The sequence below is a fragment of the Plantibacter sp. Leaf1 genome, from assembly GCF_001421315.1.
Classification (GTDB): Bacteria; Actinomycetota; Actinomycetes; order Actinomycetales; family Microbacteriaceae; genus Plantibacter.
In genome coordinates this window covers 392,781-411,034 of the sequence record NZ_LMJX01000001.1, presented here as the reverse complement: position 1 = coordinate 411,034, position 18,254 = coordinate 392,781, and the positions used below count along the sequence as shown (strand labels likewise).

The window sequence follows — 18,254 nt, the reverse complement described above, 5'->3', positions numbered from 1 at the left end:
CCCCCACGCGCCGACAGCGGACGCCGGCCCGCCCCACCACCCTTGCACCCTCCCGCGCCCCACCGTCCTCTGGAGTCCCCATGCGTCGTCGATCACGCCTCGCGCTGTCCATCATCTCGCTGGCCGTCGTGGCCGGTCTCGCCACCGGCTGTTCGCTGAAGCAGTCCTCATCCGGCGAGTCGACGAGCGGCCCCGCCGCCAGCTCAGCGGCCTCCGACGCCGACGTCCCCTCGCTCAAGGGCAAGACCGTCGGCGTGGCGGCGAAGGACGTCGTGCGCGACTTCGGTCGCCTCACCTACCAGGGCGTCCAGGACCGCTTGGAGGAGCTCGGCGCGAAGGTGGTCGCGACCCAGGCCGATGCGCAGGACGACAAGCACCTCGCCAACGTCGAGAACCTCGTCTCGCAGAAGGTCGACGCGATCGTCGTCATCCTCGGCGACGCCACGACGCTCGCACCGGCGCTGCAGCAGGCGAAGGACGCCGACATCCCCGTCTTCACGATCGACCACGCCAGCGAGAACTCGGTGAACAACATCGGTTCCGACAACTGGCAGATCGGCTCCACGCTCGCCCGCACCCTCGCCGAGGACATCGGCGGGAAGGGCAAGGTGCTCGTCTTCAACGGCTTCTACGACGTCACCCCCTGCCAGATCCGCTACGACGAGTTCAAGCTGGTGCTGAAGAACTACCCGAACATCGAGGTCATCGAGCCCGAGCTGCAGGACGTCTACGAGGGCACCATCGAGGACGCCAAGCAGAAGACGAACGACGCCCTGACCCGCTACCCCAAGGGTGAGATCTCGGCCGTGTGGTCGTGCTGGGATCTCCCGGCCATCGGTGCCGCCCAGGCCATCGACGCAGCCGGTCGGAACGAGATCAAGGTGTACGGCGTCGACGCCGAGCCCGGCGCGCTCGACCTCATCGAGGACCCCGCCTCGGTCTACCAGTTCACGGTCGCGCAGCAGCCGACCCTGTTCGGCACGACGAGCGCCGACAACGTCGCCCGGTACCTCGGTGGACAGCAGGACGAGGTGCCGCTGAGCACCTACCTCGACGCCGTGTTCATCGACAAGGCGAACGTCGCCGACGAGCGCAAGCGGCTCGGCCTGGAATGACGGACCGCACCTCGATCGACGAGTCGACCGCCCAGCGCACGCTGGACGGTCGGCCCGGTGCGGCTGCGGCCGGCTCACCCGTGCCGGCGGTGACCATGCGGGGCATCGCGAAGGACTTCGGCGGCGTCCGCGTCCTGCACGACGTCGACCTCGAGGTGCAGCCCGGCGAGGTCGTCGCCCTCGTCGGCGAGAACGGTGCCGGCAAGTCCACGCTCATCAAGATCCTCACCGGGCTCTACACGGCGAGCGAGGGGACGATCGAGATCGACGGCGAACCCGCCGTCATCCGGAACCCCGGCGACGCCGAACGCCTCGGCATCCGGGTCATCCACCAGGACCGCCACCTCGCCGGACGACTCACCGTCGCCGAGCAGCTGTTCCTCGGCTCACGCACCGCGTTCCTCACGGGACGGCAGCTCGACCGCCGGGCCGAACGCGAGCTGCTCGACCTCGTCGGCCTCGACGTCCCCGGCAGCACCCTCGTCGACGAGCTCAGCGTGGCCGAGCAGCAACTCCTCCAGCTGGCCATCGCGACGATCACCCGCCCGCGCGTCCTCGTCCTCGACGAACCGACGGCCCCGCTCGCCGCGGGGGACGTGGAGCGCCTGTTCCGCACCGTCCGCGCCCTGCAGGCCGAGGGTGTCGCCGTCATCTACATCTCCCACTACCTGCAGGAGGTGCGCGACATCGCGTCCCGCGTCGTCGTCCTCCGCAACGGCGAACGCGTCGGTGCGCTCGATCTCGCCGACCCCGACGCCACGCTCGACGCCATCGTGCAGCTCATGGTCGGCCGGAGTGTCACCGAGTTCGGCGACGGTGAACGCGTCGCGGCGGACGCGGGGAGCGAGCCCGTCCTCGCGATCGACGCGCTGACGGTGCCGGACCGGCTCCTCGGCGTCTCGATCACGGTGCGGCCGGGCGAGGTCGTCGGGGTCACCGGCCTCGTCGGCTCCGGGCTCGAGGAGCTCGCCGACGCCGTCGTCGGCCTCCGCGCCCGCGGTGGAACGGTGCGCCTCGGCGCCGGCGGCACGATCCGGTCGCCGCGTGCCTTCGTCCGCGCCGGCGGCGCCTACGTGCCGGCGAACCGCCACCGCGACGGCATCCTCAACCGGCAGTCGGTGCGGGAGAACCTGACGCTCGCGGCGCTCGACCGCATCACGGGCTTCGGCGGCATCCTGCGCGGCCGACGCGAGCGGGCGATCGCCGCCGACCTCGTCGAGCGGCTCGACATCCGACCGGCGAACGACGCCGCGGTCGCAGGCAGCCTCTCCGGCGGCAACCAGCAGAAGGTCGTCCTCGGTCGCTGGCTGGCCGCCGGATCGACCGTGTTCGTGCTCGATCAGCCCACCTCCGGGGTCGACATCGGCTCGCGCCAGCAGATCTATGCGGAGATCGATGCGCTCGTCGCCCAGGGTGCCGGGGTGCTGCTCGTGAGCGTCGACCTCGAGGAACTCATCGGCCTCGCCGACCGCGTGCTCGTGCTCTACCGCGGAACCATCCGCACGGAGCTTCCGCGGTCGCAGGCGACGGCCGACACGATCCTCGCGTGGTCGACGGGTGTCGCCGAGCTCGCCCCGGTCACTGAGTCATCCCCGGTCCCTGAGCCGTCCCCGGACCCTGAGCCTGTCCAAGGGCCCTCGAGCACCTCCCGGAACGCAGCATCGCCCACCCGAGGAGCCTCCGCATGACCGCCCTGTCCGCACCGCCCGCTGCGCCGTCGGCCGCCGCCGAGTCCACGACGAAGCGCCGCCCGGTGTCCCGACTCGGGCTGATCGGCTACGCGATCGTCGTGATCGAGATCGTCGTCTTCGCGGTCGCGTCCCCCGGCTTCCTCGATCCCGCCAACCTCGCGACGATCCTGACCCAGTCCGCGGTCTACGCCATCGCCGCCTTCGGCTTGTCCGTCGTCGTGGTGACGGGTGGTGAGGACGTCGTGCGTGGCGGCATCGACCTCTCGATCGGCGCCGTCCTGGGCTTCTCTGGCGCACTCGTCGCGGTCCTGCTGCAGGCCCAGCTCGGCCTGCCGCTCGCCCTGCTCCTCGGCCTCGGCGCCACCGCGCTCATCGGGCTCGTGAACGGGCTCGTCGTGGTCGCCGGGATCCGGCCGTTGCTCGTCACGCTCGCCATGATGAGCATCGTCACGAGCCTCACCATCGTCATCACCGACAACGTGAAGGTGCCCGTGTCCGACGGTGGACTCGTCTGGCTGCGGAGCGGTCATGTGCTCGGGGTCCCGGCCGCGGTCGTGGTGCTCGTGATCGTCTTCGCGATCGTCGCCTTCGCCACCGGTCGCACCAGCTGGGGTGTGCGGAACGCCGCCGTCGGTCAGAACCCCACCGCCGCGCGGGTCGCCGGGATCAGTGTGAACCGCCATCTCGTCGGCAGCTACGTGCTCGCCGCCGTGCTCGCCGGCATCGCGGGGGTGCTCATGACGAGTCGGCTCTCCGCGGCTCTCCCGGGGATCGGGGAGCAGTCCTTGATCGACATCCTCCTCGCGACCTTCCTCTCGATCGCGTTCTCCCGTCGCCTGGTCGTCACGATCACCGGCACGCTCTTCAGCGCCGTGTTCGTCGCGATCCTCACGAACGGGTTCAGTCAGCTCGGCGTCCCGAGCCAGTGGATCGGCATCACCAAGGGTGTGCTGATCCTGCTGGTCCTCGCGGTCGCCGCGATCCGTGAACGGAGCGTCAAGCGATGAGCATCGACACCCGGGAAGACGCCACGTCCGCAGCCGACTCGTCCACCACCAGCGGGGGCCGGCGGAACGACGCTCCGGGTCGCCGGGGGGCTGGCTCGGGCAAGCGGGCCGGCGGTCCGCTCTCCACCCTGACGGTCAGCGGACTCGGGGCGGCCGTTCGGCAGGCCCTCGCCCCGACCGTACTCGCCGTCCTGCTCATCGTCTTCGCGGTCCTGTCGCCGTCGTTCCTGACCGCCGACAACCTGCTCGGCGTGCTCAATCAGAACGCCCTGCTCCTGCTGGCGGCGGTGGCGATGACGGTGGTCGTGCGGGCCGGCGGCATCGATCTGTCGATCGGGGTCGCCATCGACCTCGCGGCGCTGACCGCCTCGGCGCTCCTCGCGGACGACTACGTCGCCTGGGTCGCGATCGTCGGCGGACTGGTCGTCGGCCTCCTCGTGGGTGCGGTGAACGCGTTCCTCATCGTCGTGCTGCGCATCCGCCCGTTCCTCGCCACGTTGAGCGTCTGGTTCATCGGTGGTGGCGTGCAGCAGGTGGCGACCGACGGCGGCTCGCCCATCTACCTGTCGCGCAGCAGTGTGCCGGACGAGTTCGCGTGGCTGGGTGCCGGTTCGCTGCTCGGGGTGGCCGCGCCGATCGTGATCGCCGTGATCGTCCTCCTCATCGTGTGGGCGGCGCTCGAGCGGAGCCGCTGGGGGCGCGTGCTGACGGCCGCCGGGGAGCAGCCGACCGCCACGCGGATCGCCGGGCGGATGGCGGGCACGTCGATGGCGACGGCGTTTGTCTTCGCGGCGGGGATCGCGGCGATCGCCGGGTTGATCCTCGCGGCGCGGAGCAACGGTTTCGTCGCGAACAGCGGGCAGCTGTACGTGCTCGACTCCATCGGTGCGGTGTTCATCGGGACGACGCTCAGCCGGACCGGGCGGCCGAACCTCTTCGGGACGCTCGTCGGAGTGCTCATCTTCGCGTTGCTGACGAACGGGATGAACCTCATCGGCCTGTCCTTCTACTGGCAGGGCCTCGCGCGTGGGGTCGTCCTCATCCTGATCCTGCTGCTCGGTGTCCTCCTCGCGCGTGACCGAGCCCGCAAACCCCTCACCTGACGCCCATCCAAGTCTCGCTGTGGTGGTGTGGTCTGGCCAGCGCGGTGCGCTGACGCGAGCGCGACCCATACGCGTGAGCGCGGGTCTCTGGAGACCCGCGCTCACGCCCATGACCCGCGGCGAGGCCCAGCGCACCGCGCTGGCGCCGGGTACGCGTGGTCGGGCCCCGACGCCCTGCGCACGGGTCAGCGCGGTGCGCTGACGTGAGACGTCGCGACTCGGCGTGGGCGCGCCCCGCACGACTGAGCGCGGGTCTCTGGAGACCCGCGCTCACGTCACAGACCCGCGGTGACGTCAGCGCACCGCGCTGGCGCCCCGCCATAGACCCGCGCTCGCGTCAGCGCACCGCGCTGGCACCACCCGAGGGACGCGCTCAGACTCGCAGGTCGAGCCAGGCCACCTGCTCCGGCGTCAGCTTCAGCGAGAGCGCGTCGGTCGACGAGCGGGTCTCCTCGATCGACCGCGGCCCGATGAGTGCGAAGGTCGGGAAGTCCTGCGCCAGCACGTACGCCAGGGCGATCGCGGTCGGCGCGACTCCCAGCTCCGAACCGAGCTTCCGGGCACGAGCCAAGCGCTCGAAGTTGTCGTCGCTGTAGTAGCAGCGCACGAGGTCGGGATCCGACAGGTCCTCGGGCTCGGCACGGCCCGTGAAGAACCCGCGAGCCTGCGACGACCACGGCAGCAACGGCGTCTTCGTCTCCTCGAGCCAGGCGCGGCTCGTGGGGTCGGTCACCTCCACGCAGCCGGCCCACGGCACGTCGAGCGCCCGCGCGAGACCGAAGTGGTTGCTCAGCGCCGCGAAGCCACGCTTCCCGTGGGCCGCGGCGTACGCGTTCGCCTCCTCGAACCGCTCGATCGACCAGTTCGACCCACCGAAGGCGCGGATGCGGCCGGCCTCGGCGTGCTCGTTCAGCACGTCGACGAACTCACCGACCGGCACCTCCACGTTGTCGCGGTGCATGAGGTACAGGTCGAGGTGGTCGGTCCCCAACCGCTCGAGGCTCTCGAACAGTTGACGTGAGATCGACTCGGGGTCGCAGAACGGCGTGTGCGCGCCCTTCCCGATCACGACGACGTCGTCGCGGACACCGCGGTTCGCGAGCCACCGCCCGAGGAGCTGCTCCTGGAGTCCGTCGCCGTACAGCCAGGCGGTGTCGAAGGCGTTGCCGCCGCGCTCGAAGAAGTCGTCGAACATCGCGGAGGCCTGCGGCAGGGTCTCCTGGTTGTCGACGCCCATGACCAGTCGCGAGATGTCGTGGTCGATGCCGGCGATCCGACCGGTGGGCATCGGCAGTTCGGCACGCACGGTGAGCGGACGGCCGGAACCGGTCGGGACGTCCGTGTCGATCGACTCGAAGGGGTACTCGAGGCCGATCGCGGCCCGCCAACGGTCGAGGGTGGCGGCGTTGCCGATCGAGTCGGCCCAACGCATCTGCGGCGCCTGTCCGGCATCGGCGAACTCGGCGAGCGCGTCGGCCTGGATCGCGTACTGGGGTGCTCCGGGGATCAGGATCGACTCGGTGCCCGTGACGGTGCGGATCTCGATCGTCGAGCCGTCCTCGACGGAGGGCAGCCACGGATCGGCGACGATGATCTGCCCGGCCGAGCCCGTGACGACGACACGATTGTCGTCCTGCACCCGGACACCGCTGGTGACGTGCGCCGTGATGCCGGAGGGGAAGACGAGTGACGCGCTGGCCCATTCGTCGACGCCCGTCGAACCGATGGTCCCGTTGCCGGTGACCTCCGTCGGGTCGGCGAACGGCGCGCCCACGGCGGCACCGGCGATGAGGCGCGCGATCGAGACGGGGTAGCCGCCGACGTCGAGGATGCCGCCGCCGGCGAGCTCCGGGTTCATGAGTCGGTGGTCGGCGGGCAGGTTCGCGGCGAAGGCGAACGACGCCTCGATGTGCTGGACCTCGCCGATGGTGCCGGAGGACACGAGCTCCACGAGCTTGGCCGTCTGCGGGTGGAAGCGGTACATGAACGCCTCGGCGAGGTAGACCCCGGCGCGACGGGCGGTCTCCGCGGCGAGCATCGCTCCGGCGCGGTTCACCGAGAGCGGCTTCTCGCTGATGATGTGCTTACCGGCCTCGGCGGCTTCGATGACGAGCCGGACGTGCTCGGTGTGCGGGGTGGCGATGTACACGGCGTCGACGTCCGGGTCGGCCAACAGTTCGGCGACGGAATCGTAGGCGCGGACGGGTGCCGTGCCGTCGCCGAAGCGATCGCCGAACTCCTGGGCGCGGGCCGCATCGCGACTGGCGACGGCCGCGAGTCGCCCGGTGCGACTCTCGCGCAGTTGCGTCGCGAAGCGTTCCGCGATGGTTCCGGGTCCGATGATTCCCCAGGCGACGTGTTCCATGTGGTGGTGCTCCTCGACGTTGATCGGCGGTTCTGTGGTCTTCGTGAACGCTACCGTGAACGTTCACGGCGATGGTATCAGTACGATGTGTCCATGACCAGACCCCGCGACGATCAGGCTCCCGCACGAGCGACGATCATCGACGTCGCCCGGGTCGCCGGGGTCTCCAGGCAGACCGTGACCCGCTCGCTCAACGGCATGCGCGACGTCAGCGAGGCCACCAGGCAACGCGTCATCGAGGTCGCGGCGTCACTCAACTACCGGCCGAACCGGGCCGCACAGCACCTCGTCAGTGGGCGCACCACGACGCTCGGTCTCGTCGTCGACGACCTGCGGAACCCCTACTACCCGGAACTCGCCGCGGCACTCGTGCAGCAGGCCGCCGAGCGCGGGTGGACCGTGCTGGTCGCCGAGGTCGGGGGAGCGGGTGGCGCCTCGGGCGAGCGGCCGACCGCTGCCGACCGGGGTTCCGAGCTCCCCGACGCGGAACGCGCGCAGCTCGCCGAACTCGCGAGACAGGTCGACGCGGTCGTCGGACGCAACGGCGCCGACCACGGCGCCCTGCAGGGGGCGTTCGCGGCCATCCCCTTCGTGTCCCTCGGCGACCAGCGCGCCCGCGAGCACGACGATCCGGCAGCGGCGGGGGAGTCGGCTGCGGCGCCGGTGGCCGGCGTCGACATCGACTTCGACGACGGCATCCGTCAGGCCATCGCCCACTTCACAGCCACCGGTCGGCGCTCCATCGCGATGATCGACGCCTCGGCCGAGCCGTCCGGGCGTCGCCTCGCGTATCGGGCGTTCCTCGCGGAGCACGGCCTGCCCTGGTCGGAGGCCTCGGAGACGTGGGCGGACGACACCCACCAGGGCGGCGTCGCCGCAGCCCTCCGCTGCCGCGACGCCTTCCCCGAGGTCGACGCGGTCCTCGTCTTCAACGACGTCATGGCGGTCGGGGTGCTCAAGGGGTTCGCGCGCGCCGGGGTGCGCGTGCCGGAGGACGTCGCGGTGATCGGCATCGACGGCCTCGACCTCGGCCGCTTCGTCACCCCGGAGCTGACGAGCGTCGCCGTCGACAAGCGCGACCTCGCCCGGCTGAGTCTGGAGCTGCTCGACGGCATGATGTCCGGCTCGTTGCCGCTGACGGGGCCGACGGTCCGGCGGACGGTGGGCGTCTCGCTCGTCGTGCGCGAGTCCGCCTGAGCCTGACCGGGCGCCGTGCCGCTGCCTGCTCCCGGGACACGGCAGACTGGTCCCATGCCTGAACTCCTCGCCCTCTGCCGTGTCGACGCCCTCCAGATGGACGACGGGTCGATCGGCGTCACCGCCATCGACAAGCGCGCGGTCGACGAGCCGCTGCACGTGCGGCCCATGGGGCTCTACGGTGACGTGCAGGCCGACCGCAAGCACCACGGCGGCCTCACGAAGGCGCTCTACGCCTACGCCGAGGAGGACGCGCAGTTCTGGGAGGGCGAACTCGGTCGCGAGATCACCCCTGGGTTGTTCGGTGAGAACCTCCGCACGCAGGGGCTCGACGTGAACGGCGCCGAGATCGGTGAACGCTGGCGCATCGGCGACACCCTCGTCGTCGAGGTGACGTGCCCGCGCACCCCGTGCGGCACGTTCCAGCGTCGGCTCCGCGAGCCGCGCTGGGTGAAGCGCTTCGCCGACGCGGCACGGCCCGGCGCCTACCTCAAGGTGGTCAAGAGCGGGGCGGTCCAGGCGGGCGACACGATCGAGATCGTCCGGCAGCCCGGCCACGGCGTGACCATCGCCTCCTGGTTCGCCGCGGCGGACGAGACCCAAGCCGTCGCCCTCGAACAGTCGGAGCAGTCGGGTGCCGTGGCCCTGGCCCCCGAGATCCACGAATCGATCAAGCAGCTCCGTCGCAAGCGGGCCGTCTGAGCGTCGTCGCGTCGTCGCACCTGTGCGACCGCTGAGTGCAAGCCCCGGGCGGAACAGTCCGGAAGCGGACGCTGTTGCATACCATGGAGCCGAAGACCGGAGCACGCGGGGACCCCGCACGGTGCTCGGCACGAAGGAGGAGTCACGATGAGTGCAGCAGACGAGCAGAGCACGACGACCGAACGCGCGGTGCTGGCCGGCGGATGCTTCTGGGGCATGGAAGACCTCGTCCGGAAGATGCCGGGCGTGAAGTCGACGCGCGTGGGCTACAGCGGTGGCGATGTCGCCAACGCCACCTACCGCAACCACGGCACCCACGCGGAGGCCCTCGAGGTCGTCTTCGACCCGAGCAAGCTGTCCTTCCGCGAGCTCCTGGAGTTCTTCTTCCAGATCCACGACCCGTCGACGAAGAACCGCCAGGGTAATGACGTCGGCCTGAGCTACCGTTCGGCGATCTTCTTCACCTCACCCGAGCAGGAGCGCGTCGCACGCGACACGATCGCCGACGTCGACGCGTCCGGGCTGTGGCCGGCCAAGGTCGTCACCGAGGTCGAGCCGGTGTCCGAGTTCTGGGAGGCCGAGCCCGAGCACCAGGACTACCTGGAGCGCATCCCGTGGGGGTACACCTGCCACTTCGTGCGCCCGGGCTGGAAGCTCCCGCGTCGCGAGGCGGCCGCTGAGCAGGCCACCGCATAGTCCGTCATCGCAGCGCCCGGCACCACTGGTGTCGGGCGCTGTGCTGTGCCCGGACCGTGCTGCAGACGCGGTGGGTCAGACGCCGTCGGCGCGCGAGGAGTTGACCGCGTCGGAGGCGAGCCTCGGAGCGAACCGGGGGTCGAAGGTGAGCGGCGGATCGTCGGGTGACGCGAGCGACGGCTTGCCCAGGCGTACCCATTCCAGGTACTGGAGGTACGGATCGGACCCGGCATCGACCGGCGCATCGACGATGCGCTTGCGTCCCCACGGCCACTTCCACCCCACGGTCAGCATCCTACGGACGCTTCCTGAGGATCCGCGCACCATCGCGCCACGATCTGGCAACGATGTCGTGGAGGCGCTCTTTTCGTCTGATGGATACGGAGTTGTCCATCGGTCGTCGGTGCTGTCATGATGAAGCCCGGCGGAGATAGCTAGACCATCGAGATACTTCGAGGGGTTGTCCGGACCCGGTCGCTGCACCTGCCGAGAGAGGTCGTTCCATGGGCTCCACCGGTAGCGAGACGTCTGAACTCCGCCGAGCCTGGGTGGAGCAGCTCACGCCAGACCGCTTCAGCGTCTTCGAGGGCGACCGGCGAATCGGGTTCATCGACGTGGACTGGCCGCTGCATGTCGCCCTGCGTGGGGCCGACTACGAGACGGCGGTCGAAATCGATCGGGCGATCCGGTTCGATCAGGCGCTGCGAGCGGTCCTCGGCGACTGAGCCGCCTCCGGTGTCCGGCGACTATGATCGCAGCACGGTTCAGGTGGGCGGTTCGCCGGGCGGTACCCGGTGGGACCTGCGAGACGGAGGGAGGCTGACATGACCGACTCCTTCAGCGCCGAGCCCTGGGCCTCCGGGCTCCCCGTCCTCGAGCTCCCGATGTTCCCGCTCGGCTCCGTGCTGTTCCCGCACATGCCACTCGCCCTCCGGCTGTTCGAGGAGCGCTACCTCACGATGCTCGCCCACCTCCTCGAGGCAGAGGACCCCGCGTTCGGCGTGGTGCTCATCGAGCGCGGCCGGGAGACGGGTGGCGGCGAACACCGCTTCCGAACGGGCACGGTCGCCGAGATCGTGGAGGTCGACGGCGGCGAGGGGTTCGTCGCGGTGATCGCCGAGGGTGGACAGCGCTTCGAGGTCACCGACTGGTTGCCCGATGACCCGTATCCGCGTGCCGAGATCCGAACCCTCGACGACCTGGAGTGGGACGACCGGTTCGAGTCGCTGCGCGGCGAGACCGAGGCGGCCGTCCGTCGCTCGCTCGCGGTGGCGAGTGAGTTCAGCGAGCAGCAGTGGGCCTCGGTGGTCGAGCTCGCCGACGATCCGCTCGAGTCGTCATGGCAGCTCGCGGGCATCGCGCCCGTGAGCGAGCTCGACCAGATGCGGTTCCTCTCGGCCGGCTCCCTCGAGGAGTTGCTGCTCGCGGTGCGCGATCGCGCGACCGAGGCCGGCGAGGCGTTCATCGCGGGCGGCATCGCCGACGCGGACGACGAGGACTGGGACATCCTCGGCGGCTGAGGCGACTGCGCCTTGACAGGCTCGGTGACCAGGAGGGCTCGGTCACCGGGCCTGTCGGCGTGCTCTTGCGCATTCCCGGAAACGGTTTACTATTTCCTATAGGATCTTTTTACCGGGAGCATCATCCCCGGGCAGCAGTCCCTGAGCGCAATGGAGCATCATGACGGATACGAACGCGACCGCATCGTCGAACCCGGCGGCGTCGAAGACCACCTGGACCGCTGAGACCTGGCCCATCGCCACGTGCCTCCACGGCATCCCCCCGGTCGACCGCAACGGCGTCTCACTGCACGACGCCGAGCCCGAAGCCTGGGACGACCTCTTCGCGCAGGTCGCCGGCGTCGGCTTCACCCTCGCCGAACTGCCCGACAGTCACGTGCGCCCAGCCGACCTCGAACCCTCGCGTCGTGACGAGTTCCTCGCCATCGCCAAGTCGCACGGCGTCGGCGTCCCCTCCGTCCACCTGCAGCGCCAGAGCGTGATCATGCCGGGCCACGAGGAGCGGAACCTCGAATACGCACACCGCACCATCGACGCCGCCGCGGAGTGGGGCATGCAGGTCTTCTCGACCGGTCTGCACCAGCCCTTCAGCGAGGCGCAGCGGAAGGCGCTCTGGTTCTGGACCGCCCAGGGACCGAAGGACCCCGACGACCCCGAGGTGTGGAATGCGGCCGTCAGCCGCATCCGCGAACTCGGCAAGCACGCCGCGGACGTCGGGCTGCCCCTCGCCCTCGAGCTGTACGAGGACACCTACCTGGGCACCGCCGACAGCGCGGTCCGCTTCGTGGAGGAGGTCGGCCTCGACAACGTGGGCCTGAACCCCGACGTCGCGAACCTCATCCGCCTGCACCGCCCCGTCGAGGACTGGCGCGAGCTGTTCGCCAAGACCCTGCCGTACGCCAACTACATGCACGTGAAGAACTACACGCGTGACGAGTCGGCCGACGGCAGCTGGGCGACGTCCGTCCCCTCCACCATGGAGGCCGGCCTCATCAACTACCGCCAGGTCTTCCGTGACGCCGTCGAGCTCGGCTTCAACGGCATCATCCTGGCCGAGCACTACGGCGGCGACAGCCTCGGCATGTGCTCCACCAACCAGAAGTACATCAGGACCCTGCTGCCGCAGGCCTGACCACGACGACCAACAGGAGTGACACCATGACCGCACACACCATCGCCGTCGTCGGATCGGGGTACATGGGCGGCGGCATCGCCCAGGTGCTCGCACTGTCCGGCGCCACCGTCCGCATCGCCGACATCTCCGAGGAGATCGCGCGCAAGAACTACGACCGCCTCATCGCCGAGGCCGAGCAGTTCGTCGCCGACGGCCTCTTCCCCGCCGACGCCGTCGAGCGGATCCGCGCGAACGTCTCGCCGGCCGCGTCCATCGAGGAGGCCGTCACCGGTGCCGACTTCATCGAGGAGGCCGTCCCCGAGAAGATCGAGATCAAGCACGAGACCCTCCGCCGCATCAGCGCAGCGGCCTCGCCCGACGCGATCATCGGCTCGAACACCTCGACCATCCTCATCGGCTCGCTCGCCGAGGCCGTCACGAACCCGGAACGGTTCCTCGGCGTCCACTTCTCGAACCCGGCACCGTTCATCCCCGGCGTCGAACTGATCCCGCACGAGACCACCGCCGATGCGGCCATCGCGACCGTCGAGGAGATCGTCGCCGCCACCGGCAAGGAGACCGCCCGGGTCAAGGACTCCACCGGCTTCGTGCTCAACCGCCTGCAGTACGCCCTGTTCCACGAGGCGACGCAGCTCGTCGAGGAGGGTGTCGCGACGGCCGAGGACATCGACACCATCGTGCGCACGACGTTCGGCTTCCGGCTGCCCGTCTTCGGGCCGTTCGCGATCGCCGACATGGCCGGGCTCGACGTGTACTCGTTCTGCTACGCCTCGCTCCAGACCCGCTGGCCCGAGCGCTTCGCCACGCCGGACTCCCTGAAGGAGCTCGTCGACGCCGGCAAGTTCGGCACCAAGTCGGGTGCCGGCTACCTCGACGTGCCCGCGGACCGCACGCCGGAACTCATCGCCTACCGCAACAAGGCCTACGTCGCGATCAAGCAGCTCATGGACGAGCTCGGGCCGGCCCCCATCCACTGAGCCGGCCGTCCGGTCCGACCGGACACCACAGCCCTCGACCCCTCACGCAGAAAGGCCGGCCATGACCGCCACCACCTTCCCCGAGTCCAAGACCGTCGTCCTCACCGGGGCGGCTTCCCCGCGCGGCATCGGGCGCGCGTCCGCCCACCACCTCGCCGAGCTGGGGTGGAACATCGGGATCATCGACCTCGACGAGGCGGCCGCGCAGGCCGTCGCCGCGGAGATCGCGGAGCAGCACGGCGTGCAGGCGGCCGGAGCCGGGGCGAACGTCGCCGACGAGGCACAGGTGCGTGCCGCGTTCGACGCCCTCGAGTCCGCCCTCCCGCAGCTCATCGCGCTCGTCAACCTCGCCGGTGTGGCCTCGCCCGTGCCGTACCTCGAGGTGGGTGCCGACGAGTGGAAGCGCGTCATCGACATCAACCTCAACGGCGTCCACTACACGACCCGTCGTGCGGTGGAGTCGATGGTGGCGAACGGCGTCGGACGCGTCGTCAGCCTGTCGTCCGTCTCCGCCCAGCGCGGCGGCGGCACGTTCAGCAAGACCGCCTACTCGGCAGCGAAGGCCGGCGTCATCGGCTTCACCCGCAGCGTCGCGCGCGAACTCGGTCACGACGGCATCACCGTCAACGCCATCTCGCCCGGCCCCATCGACACCGACATCATGGGCGGCACCCTGACCGAGGAGCGCAAGACGGCGATGGCCGCCGACGGCGTCCTCCCGCGCATCGGCACCCCGCGCGACATCGCCGCCGCGATCGCCTACCTCATCAGCGAGGACGCCGGCTTCGTCACCGGCCAGACGCTGAACGTCGACGGCGGCCTCTACATGCACTGAGTCGTCTCCCGCACCGAGCCGGCCGCCCCGATCCCCGGGTGCGGCCGGTGCATGCACCACCCCGCACCACGAGCGAACGGAGCAGCACCATGCAGCACCTCACCGGTCAGTGGACCAAGTCCCGACTGATCTTCCTCGGCCTCGGCATCGTCTTCGTCGGCATCGGCCTCTGGATGATCATCCCGTCACTGGTCTCCTGACCACCTCACGCAGCAGCAGCAGTACCAGCAGTACCAGCAGCGCCCACCCGCACCAGTCATCTCAAAGGAGAGTGTCTTGTCCACACCCAATCCGCCGGCGATCGGATCGACCAACGATCCGGCCCTGAAGTCGGCGATCCGCAAGGCGTCGAAGCACCTGATGCCCATGCTCGTCATCCTGTACTTCGTCGCGTTCCTCGACCGCACGAACGTCGGATTCGCCGAGGAGGCGCTCAGCGTCGACCGCGGCATCTCCAACGGCGCCTTCGCCCTCGGCGCCGGCATCTTCTTCATCGGCTACGCGATCTTCGAGATCCCCAGCAACCTGTTGCTGAAGAAGTTCGGCGCGCGGTTCTGGCTCGCCCGCATCGCGGTGACCTGGGGCATCGTCGCCGCCCTGTTCGCGTTCACCACGGGTGACACGATGTTCATCATCTTGCGGTTCCTGCTGGGCGTGACCGAGGCCGGGCTCTTCCCGGGCGTCATCATGTTCCTGTCGGAGTGGTTCCCGAACAAGGTCCGCGTCCAGATGTTCTCGATCTTCTACCTGGCGCAGCCGTTCTCGCAGATGCTCGGTGCCCCGTTGAGCGGTGGCCTCATCAGCTTCGGCGACGCCCTGACCCCGTGGCACGGCTGGCAGGTGATGTTCTTCGCCGAGGGCATGCTCGCGGTCCTTGCCGGGTTCGCGGCGCTCTACTTCCTCACCAACTCGCCACAGCAGGCGAAGTGGCTGAACCAATCGGAGAAGGACTCGTTGACGGCCGCGATGGAACGCGAGGACACCGTGCGGCAGTCGGACGGCCCGACCGGTATCGCCAAGGCGATGACGAGCTGGAAGGTGTGGTACTTCACCATCATCTACTTCTGCCTCCAGATCGCGGTCTACGGGACGACGTTCTACCTGCCGCAGCAGGTGGCCAACCTCATCGGCCAGGACGTCGGCTGGCAGGTCGGTCTCGTGGCGGCCATCCCGTGGCTCGTGGGTCTGTTCGCCTGCTACTACGTGGGCCGCAACGCGAACACCGTCGTCCGTCGGCGCACCTGGGGCACGATGTTCTACATCTCGACCGGTGTCTTCATCCTTGCCTCGGCCTGGGCCGGCGCGAACAACCAGCCGTTCCTCGGGATCCTGTTCATCACGATCGCCGTGGCGAGCTTCCTCTCGGTCGGGCCGATCACGTGGGCCTACCCGACGGCGTTCCTCACCGGAACCGCTGCCGCGGCCGGCATCGGCCTCATCAACTCGCTCGGCAACCTCGGCGGCTTCGTGGCGCCGATCATGCGGACCGGGATCAACGAGAGCGTCCCGACCGACAGCGGCGCGTGGGGCGTGGTGTCGCTCGGCGTCTTCGCGTTCCTCGCGGCGGCGATGCTGTACTGCACGAGGTACTTCCGCGGCGCCAAGGCGGACGAACTCCTCGAGACGACGGCGAACCGCACGGCGCACTAGGCACGACGCAGCGCCCGGACGGGGTCGATCGCTCACGCGGTCGGCCCCGTTCTGTACGCCCTTCGACAAGCTCAGGGACCGGAGGAGCGGGGCTCAGGGACCGGAGCAGCGCGGCTCAGTGCTCGGCGTCGCTCCGGGCGCGCATGCGGACGAGCTCGATGTGGGAGCGCATGGCGGCCGCGGCGGCCTCAGGCCCCTCGGCGAAGGCGTCGAGGATCGCCCGGTGCTCGACCACGGCCTGGTCGGCGTCGGTGACGCCCGTCTCCACCGTCTGGCGCATGCGGTGCACCCGGGTCGAGATGCCCTCGGACATGTCGAGGAGGAACGGGTTGCGGGTGCCCTCGAAGATGAGGTGGTGGAAGTTCCAGTCGACCGCGAAGTACTCCCGCAGGAGGGCGACGGGGATGTCGCCGGTCGACGCCGATGCCCGCACCCTGGCGGTCATCTCGACGTGTTGGGCGAGGGCGACCTCGAGGGCTGGGACGAGGCCGTCGGCCTGGGCCGCGGCGAGGGCGGTCGCGCCGCTCTCGAGCACGATGCGGGCGTCGAAGAGCGCCTCGAGCTGATCGTCGGCGAGGGGCGGGGCGACGCGATAGCCCTTGTGCGTGACGCGGGTCACGAGGCCGGTGCGCTCCAGCTGGACGAGCGCTTCGCGGACGGGCGTCGGTGAGACGTCGAGGTCGCGGGCGATGGCGTCGATCGACAGCCGGGCGCCGGGCTCGATGCCCGAACTGAGGAGCATGTCGAGCACCAGCTCGTAGACCCGGTCGCGGAGCCCGCGGCGTTCGAGCGAGGAGGAGGCGCCGAGCGGGAAGACGGCATCAACCACGGCGGTCTCCGAAATGTGTGCTCGGGGCGTCGTCACGGAGGGGGACCCCCGGTCGAGCTGCCGCGATGATCGTCGAGGTCCAGTTTACGGGGCCATCCGGCGTCATCGTGGCAGGTCGGCGTCCGTGCTCCGCAGGGCGGCGGCTTCATCCAGGACGAGCGCGAGCGCCGCCGGGTCGTGCGCGAAACGCCCGAGGAAGAGGCCGTCGACGGCGTCGCCGATGGTGGTCAACAGGCCGGGGCCGGCGCTGCCGCCGTAGATGACGGCCGAGGAGGTGCCGACCGCGCCCTGCTCGGCGAGCGCGTCGAGATGGCCGCGGAGCCGCGCGCACACCGTCCTGATGTGGTCGGGAGCGGCGGGCTCGGCGGCACCGATGGCCCAGTGCGGCTCGTAGGCGACGATGACCCGGCCGACGATCCCCGCGGCCAGTGCTCCGGCCAGGGCGTCGTCGAGTTGCTCGATGCAGGAGGCGGCCGCGTCCTCGGGGTCGCCCTGCGCAGCCTCGCCGATGCAGAGCACGGGAGCGAGTCCGTTGCGGAGGGCGGCGGTGGTCTTCGCGCGGACGATGTCCGGTGTCTCGCCGAACAGTCGACGACGTTCGGCGTGCCCGACCTCGACGACTTCGCAGCCGACCTCGCGGAGCGCTGCGCCGCTGACCTCCCCCGTGAACGCACCGCTGTCCTCGGTCGCGAGGTCCTGACCCCCGACGGAGGCGACGCCGCGGAGCCGCTCGACCGCCCCGGTCATCGACAGGTACCCGGGGATGACGAACAGCTCGGCGGCGCCGCTCCGGAGGGCGTGGTGCTCGGCCGTGACCCCCGCGACGGCCGAGCACCAGTCGAGGGTCTGCACGTGGCCGAAGTACATCTTCAGACTCACGCCGACGAGGATCGGGCGGGGGTGGTGGGTCATCAGGAGGCTTCGTACGCGCTGATCTCCTGCACCTTGTCGTTCGACGCACTGGTGGTGTCGAACTCGTAGGTGAGCCATTCGCGGACGTTGCGGCGGGCCAGCTCGATGCCGACGACGCGCTGGCCCATGCAGAGCACCTGGGCGTCGTTGGAGAGGACGGCGCGTTCGACGGAGAAGCCGTCGTGGGCGGTGACGGCCCGGATGCCCTGGACCTTGTTCGCCGCGATCGCGACGCCGAGGCCCGTGCCGCAGATGAGCAGGGCCCGGTCGGCTTCCCCGCGGGCGACGATCTCCGCGGCCGTCACCGCGACGGTCGGGTAGTTGGTGTGGCCGTCGGCGTCGACCCCGACGTCGACCACCGAGGCGACGAGGTCGCTCGCCTCGAGGTCACGCTTGAGGATCTCCTTGTAGTCGTAACCGGCGTCATCGGAGCCGATGACGATTCGCCAGGTGCGGGTCATGGTGTGCCTTTCGTGGGTGGCCCTTCGACAAGCTCAGGGACCGGGGTGTCGATTCAGGG

Annotated in this window: 18 protein-coding genes; 13 read left to right on the top strand and 5 right to left on the bottom strand. The window is 70.0% G+C overall.

Annotation, left to right across the window (positions count from 1 at the left end):
• The first annotated feature begins 80 nt into the window (after positions 1-80).
• From ASE44_RS01820 to ASE44_RS01805, 4 genes are read left to right on the top strand one after another with little or no spacing between them, the layout of a single operon-like run.
• Complete coding sequence (locus tag ASE44_RS01820; RefSeq protein ID WP_082455637.1) at positions 81-1,115, top strand: sugar ABC transporter substrate-binding protein; 1,035 nt, start codon at positions 81-83, stop codon at positions 1,113-1,115.
• Positions 1,112-2,803, top strand: a complete 1,692-nt coding sequence (locus ASE44_RS01815) for a sugar ABC transporter ATP-binding protein (RefSeq protein WP_056776840.1) — start codon at positions 1,112-1,114, stop codon at positions 2,801-2,803. The genes ASE44_RS01820 and ASE44_RS01815 overlap by 4 nt, the downstream gene beginning before the upstream one ends.
• On the top strand, positions 2,800-3,813 hold the full coding sequence (locus ASE44_RS01810; protein ID WP_056013784.1) for an ABC transporter permease: 1,014 nt from the start codon (positions 2,800-2,802) through the stop codon (positions 3,811-3,813). Before ASE44_RS01815 ends, ASE44_RS01810 begins: the two co-directional genes overlap by 4 nt.
• Complete coding sequence (locus ASE44_RS01805; RefSeq protein WP_056776837.1) at positions 3,810-4,916, top strand: ABC transporter permease; 1,107 nt, start codon at positions 3,810-3,812, stop codon at positions 4,914-4,916. The genes ASE44_RS01810 and ASE44_RS01805 overlap by 4 nt, the downstream gene beginning before the upstream one ends.
• 373 nt (positions 4,917-5,289) lie before the next feature.
• Here the strand turns inward: ASE44_RS01805 and ASE44_RS01800 are convergent, their stop codons facing one another.
• Entirely contained in the window at positions 5,290-7,281 is a 1,992-nt protein-coding gene (locus tag ASE44_RS01800) for an aldo/keto reductase (protein WP_056776835.1), read from the bottom strand.
• Between the two features lie 93 nt (positions 7,282-7,374).
• Between ASE44_RS01800 and ASE44_RS01795 the strand changes: the two genes are divergently transcribed.
• The 3 genes from ASE44_RS01795 (at position 7,375) to msrA (ending at position 9,876) form a co-directional block, all read left to right on the top strand.
• Entirely contained in the window at positions 7,375-8,478 is a 1,104-nt protein-coding gene (locus tag ASE44_RS01795) for a LacI family DNA-binding transcriptional regulator (protein WP_056776831.1), read from the top strand.
• A gap of 54 nt (positions 8,479-8,532) precedes the next feature.
• Complete coding sequence (locus ASE44_RS01790; RefSeq protein ID WP_056776828.1) at positions 8,533-9,180, top strand: MOSC domain-containing protein; 648 nt, start codon at positions 8,533-8,535, stop codon at positions 9,178-9,180.
• Positions 9,181-9,327: 147 nt separating this feature from the next.
• Positions 9,328-9,876, top strand: a complete 549-nt coding sequence (gene msrA, locus ASE44_RS01785; RefSeq protein WP_056776824.1) for a peptide-methionine (S)-S-oxide reductase MsrA — start codon at positions 9,328-9,330, stop codon at positions 9,874-9,876.
• Between the two features lie 75 nt (positions 9,877-9,951).
• On the opposite strand, the gene ASE44_RS01780 is transcribed toward msrA, so the two are convergent.
• Positions 9,952-10,170, bottom strand: a complete 219-nt coding sequence (locus ASE44_RS01780) for a hypothetical protein (RefSeq protein WP_056013797.1) — start codon at positions 10,168-10,170, stop codon at positions 9,952-9,954.
• Between the two features lie 209 nt (positions 10,171-10,379).
• Between ASE44_RS01780 and ASE44_RS18365 the strand changes: the two genes are divergently transcribed.
• From ASE44_RS18365 to ASE44_RS01755, 6 genes are all read left to right on the top strand, one after another.
• Positions 10,380-10,601 (top strand): hypothetical protein, encoded by a 222-nt coding sequence (locus tag ASE44_RS18365; RefSeq protein ID WP_157579752.1) that lies wholly within the window; start codon positions 10,380-10,382, stop codon positions 10,599-10,601.
• A gap of 99 nt (positions 10,602-10,700) precedes the next feature.
• Positions 10,701-11,396: an LON peptidase substrate-binding domain-containing protein gene (locus ASE44_RS01775; protein WP_235522517.1), complete on the top strand. Its 696-nt coding sequence runs from the start codon at positions 10,701-10,703 to the stop codon at positions 11,394-11,396.
• Between the two features lie 160 nt (positions 11,397-11,556).
• Complete coding sequence (locus ASE44_RS01770; protein ID WP_056013799.1) at positions 11,557-12,528, top strand: sugar phosphate isomerase/epimerase; 972 nt, start codon at positions 11,557-11,559, stop codon at positions 12,526-12,528.
• 26 nt (positions 12,529-12,554) lie between these two features.
• Positions 12,555-13,508, top strand: a complete 954-nt coding sequence (locus ASE44_RS01765; protein ID WP_056776820.1) for a 3-hydroxyacyl-CoA dehydrogenase family protein — start codon at positions 12,555-12,557, stop codon at positions 13,506-13,508.
• Positions 13,509-13,569: 61 nt separating this feature from the next.
• A complete protein-coding gene (locus tag ASE44_RS01760) occupies positions 13,570-14,343 on the top strand; it encodes an SDR family NAD(P)-dependent oxidoreductase (RefSeq protein WP_056776818.1) in 774 nt (257 codons plus the stop codon).
• Positions 14,344-14,619: 276 nt separating this feature from the next.
• Positions 14,620-15,993, top strand: coding sequence for an MFS transporter (locus tag ASE44_RS01755; protein WP_056776815.1), 1,374 nt, complete (start codon positions 14,620-14,622; stop codon positions 15,991-15,993).
• A gap of 115 nt (positions 15,994-16,108) precedes the next feature.
• Here ASE44_RS01755 and ASE44_RS01750 read toward each other — a convergent pair whose 3' ends face one another.
• The 3 genes from ASE44_RS01750 to ASE44_RS01740 form a co-directional block, all read right to left on the bottom strand.
• Positions 16,109-16,822: a GntR family transcriptional regulator gene (locus ASE44_RS01750; RefSeq protein ID WP_056776812.1), complete on the bottom strand. Its 714-nt coding sequence runs from the start codon at positions 16,820-16,822 to the stop codon at positions 16,109-16,111.
• Positions 16,823-16,924: 102 nt separating this feature from the next.
• Positions 16,925-17,734, bottom strand: a complete 810-nt coding sequence (locus tag ASE44_RS01745; RefSeq protein ID WP_056776809.1) for a triose-phosphate isomerase family protein — start codon at positions 17,732-17,734, stop codon at positions 16,925-16,927.
• Positions 17,734-18,195: a ribose-5-phosphate isomerase gene (locus ASE44_RS01740; protein ID WP_056013815.1), complete on the bottom strand. Its 462-nt coding sequence runs from the start codon at positions 18,193-18,195 to the stop codon at positions 17,734-17,736. Before ASE44_RS01740 ends, ASE44_RS01745 begins: the two co-directional genes overlap by 1 nt.
• Between the last annotated feature and the right edge of the window lie 59 nt (positions 18,196-18,254).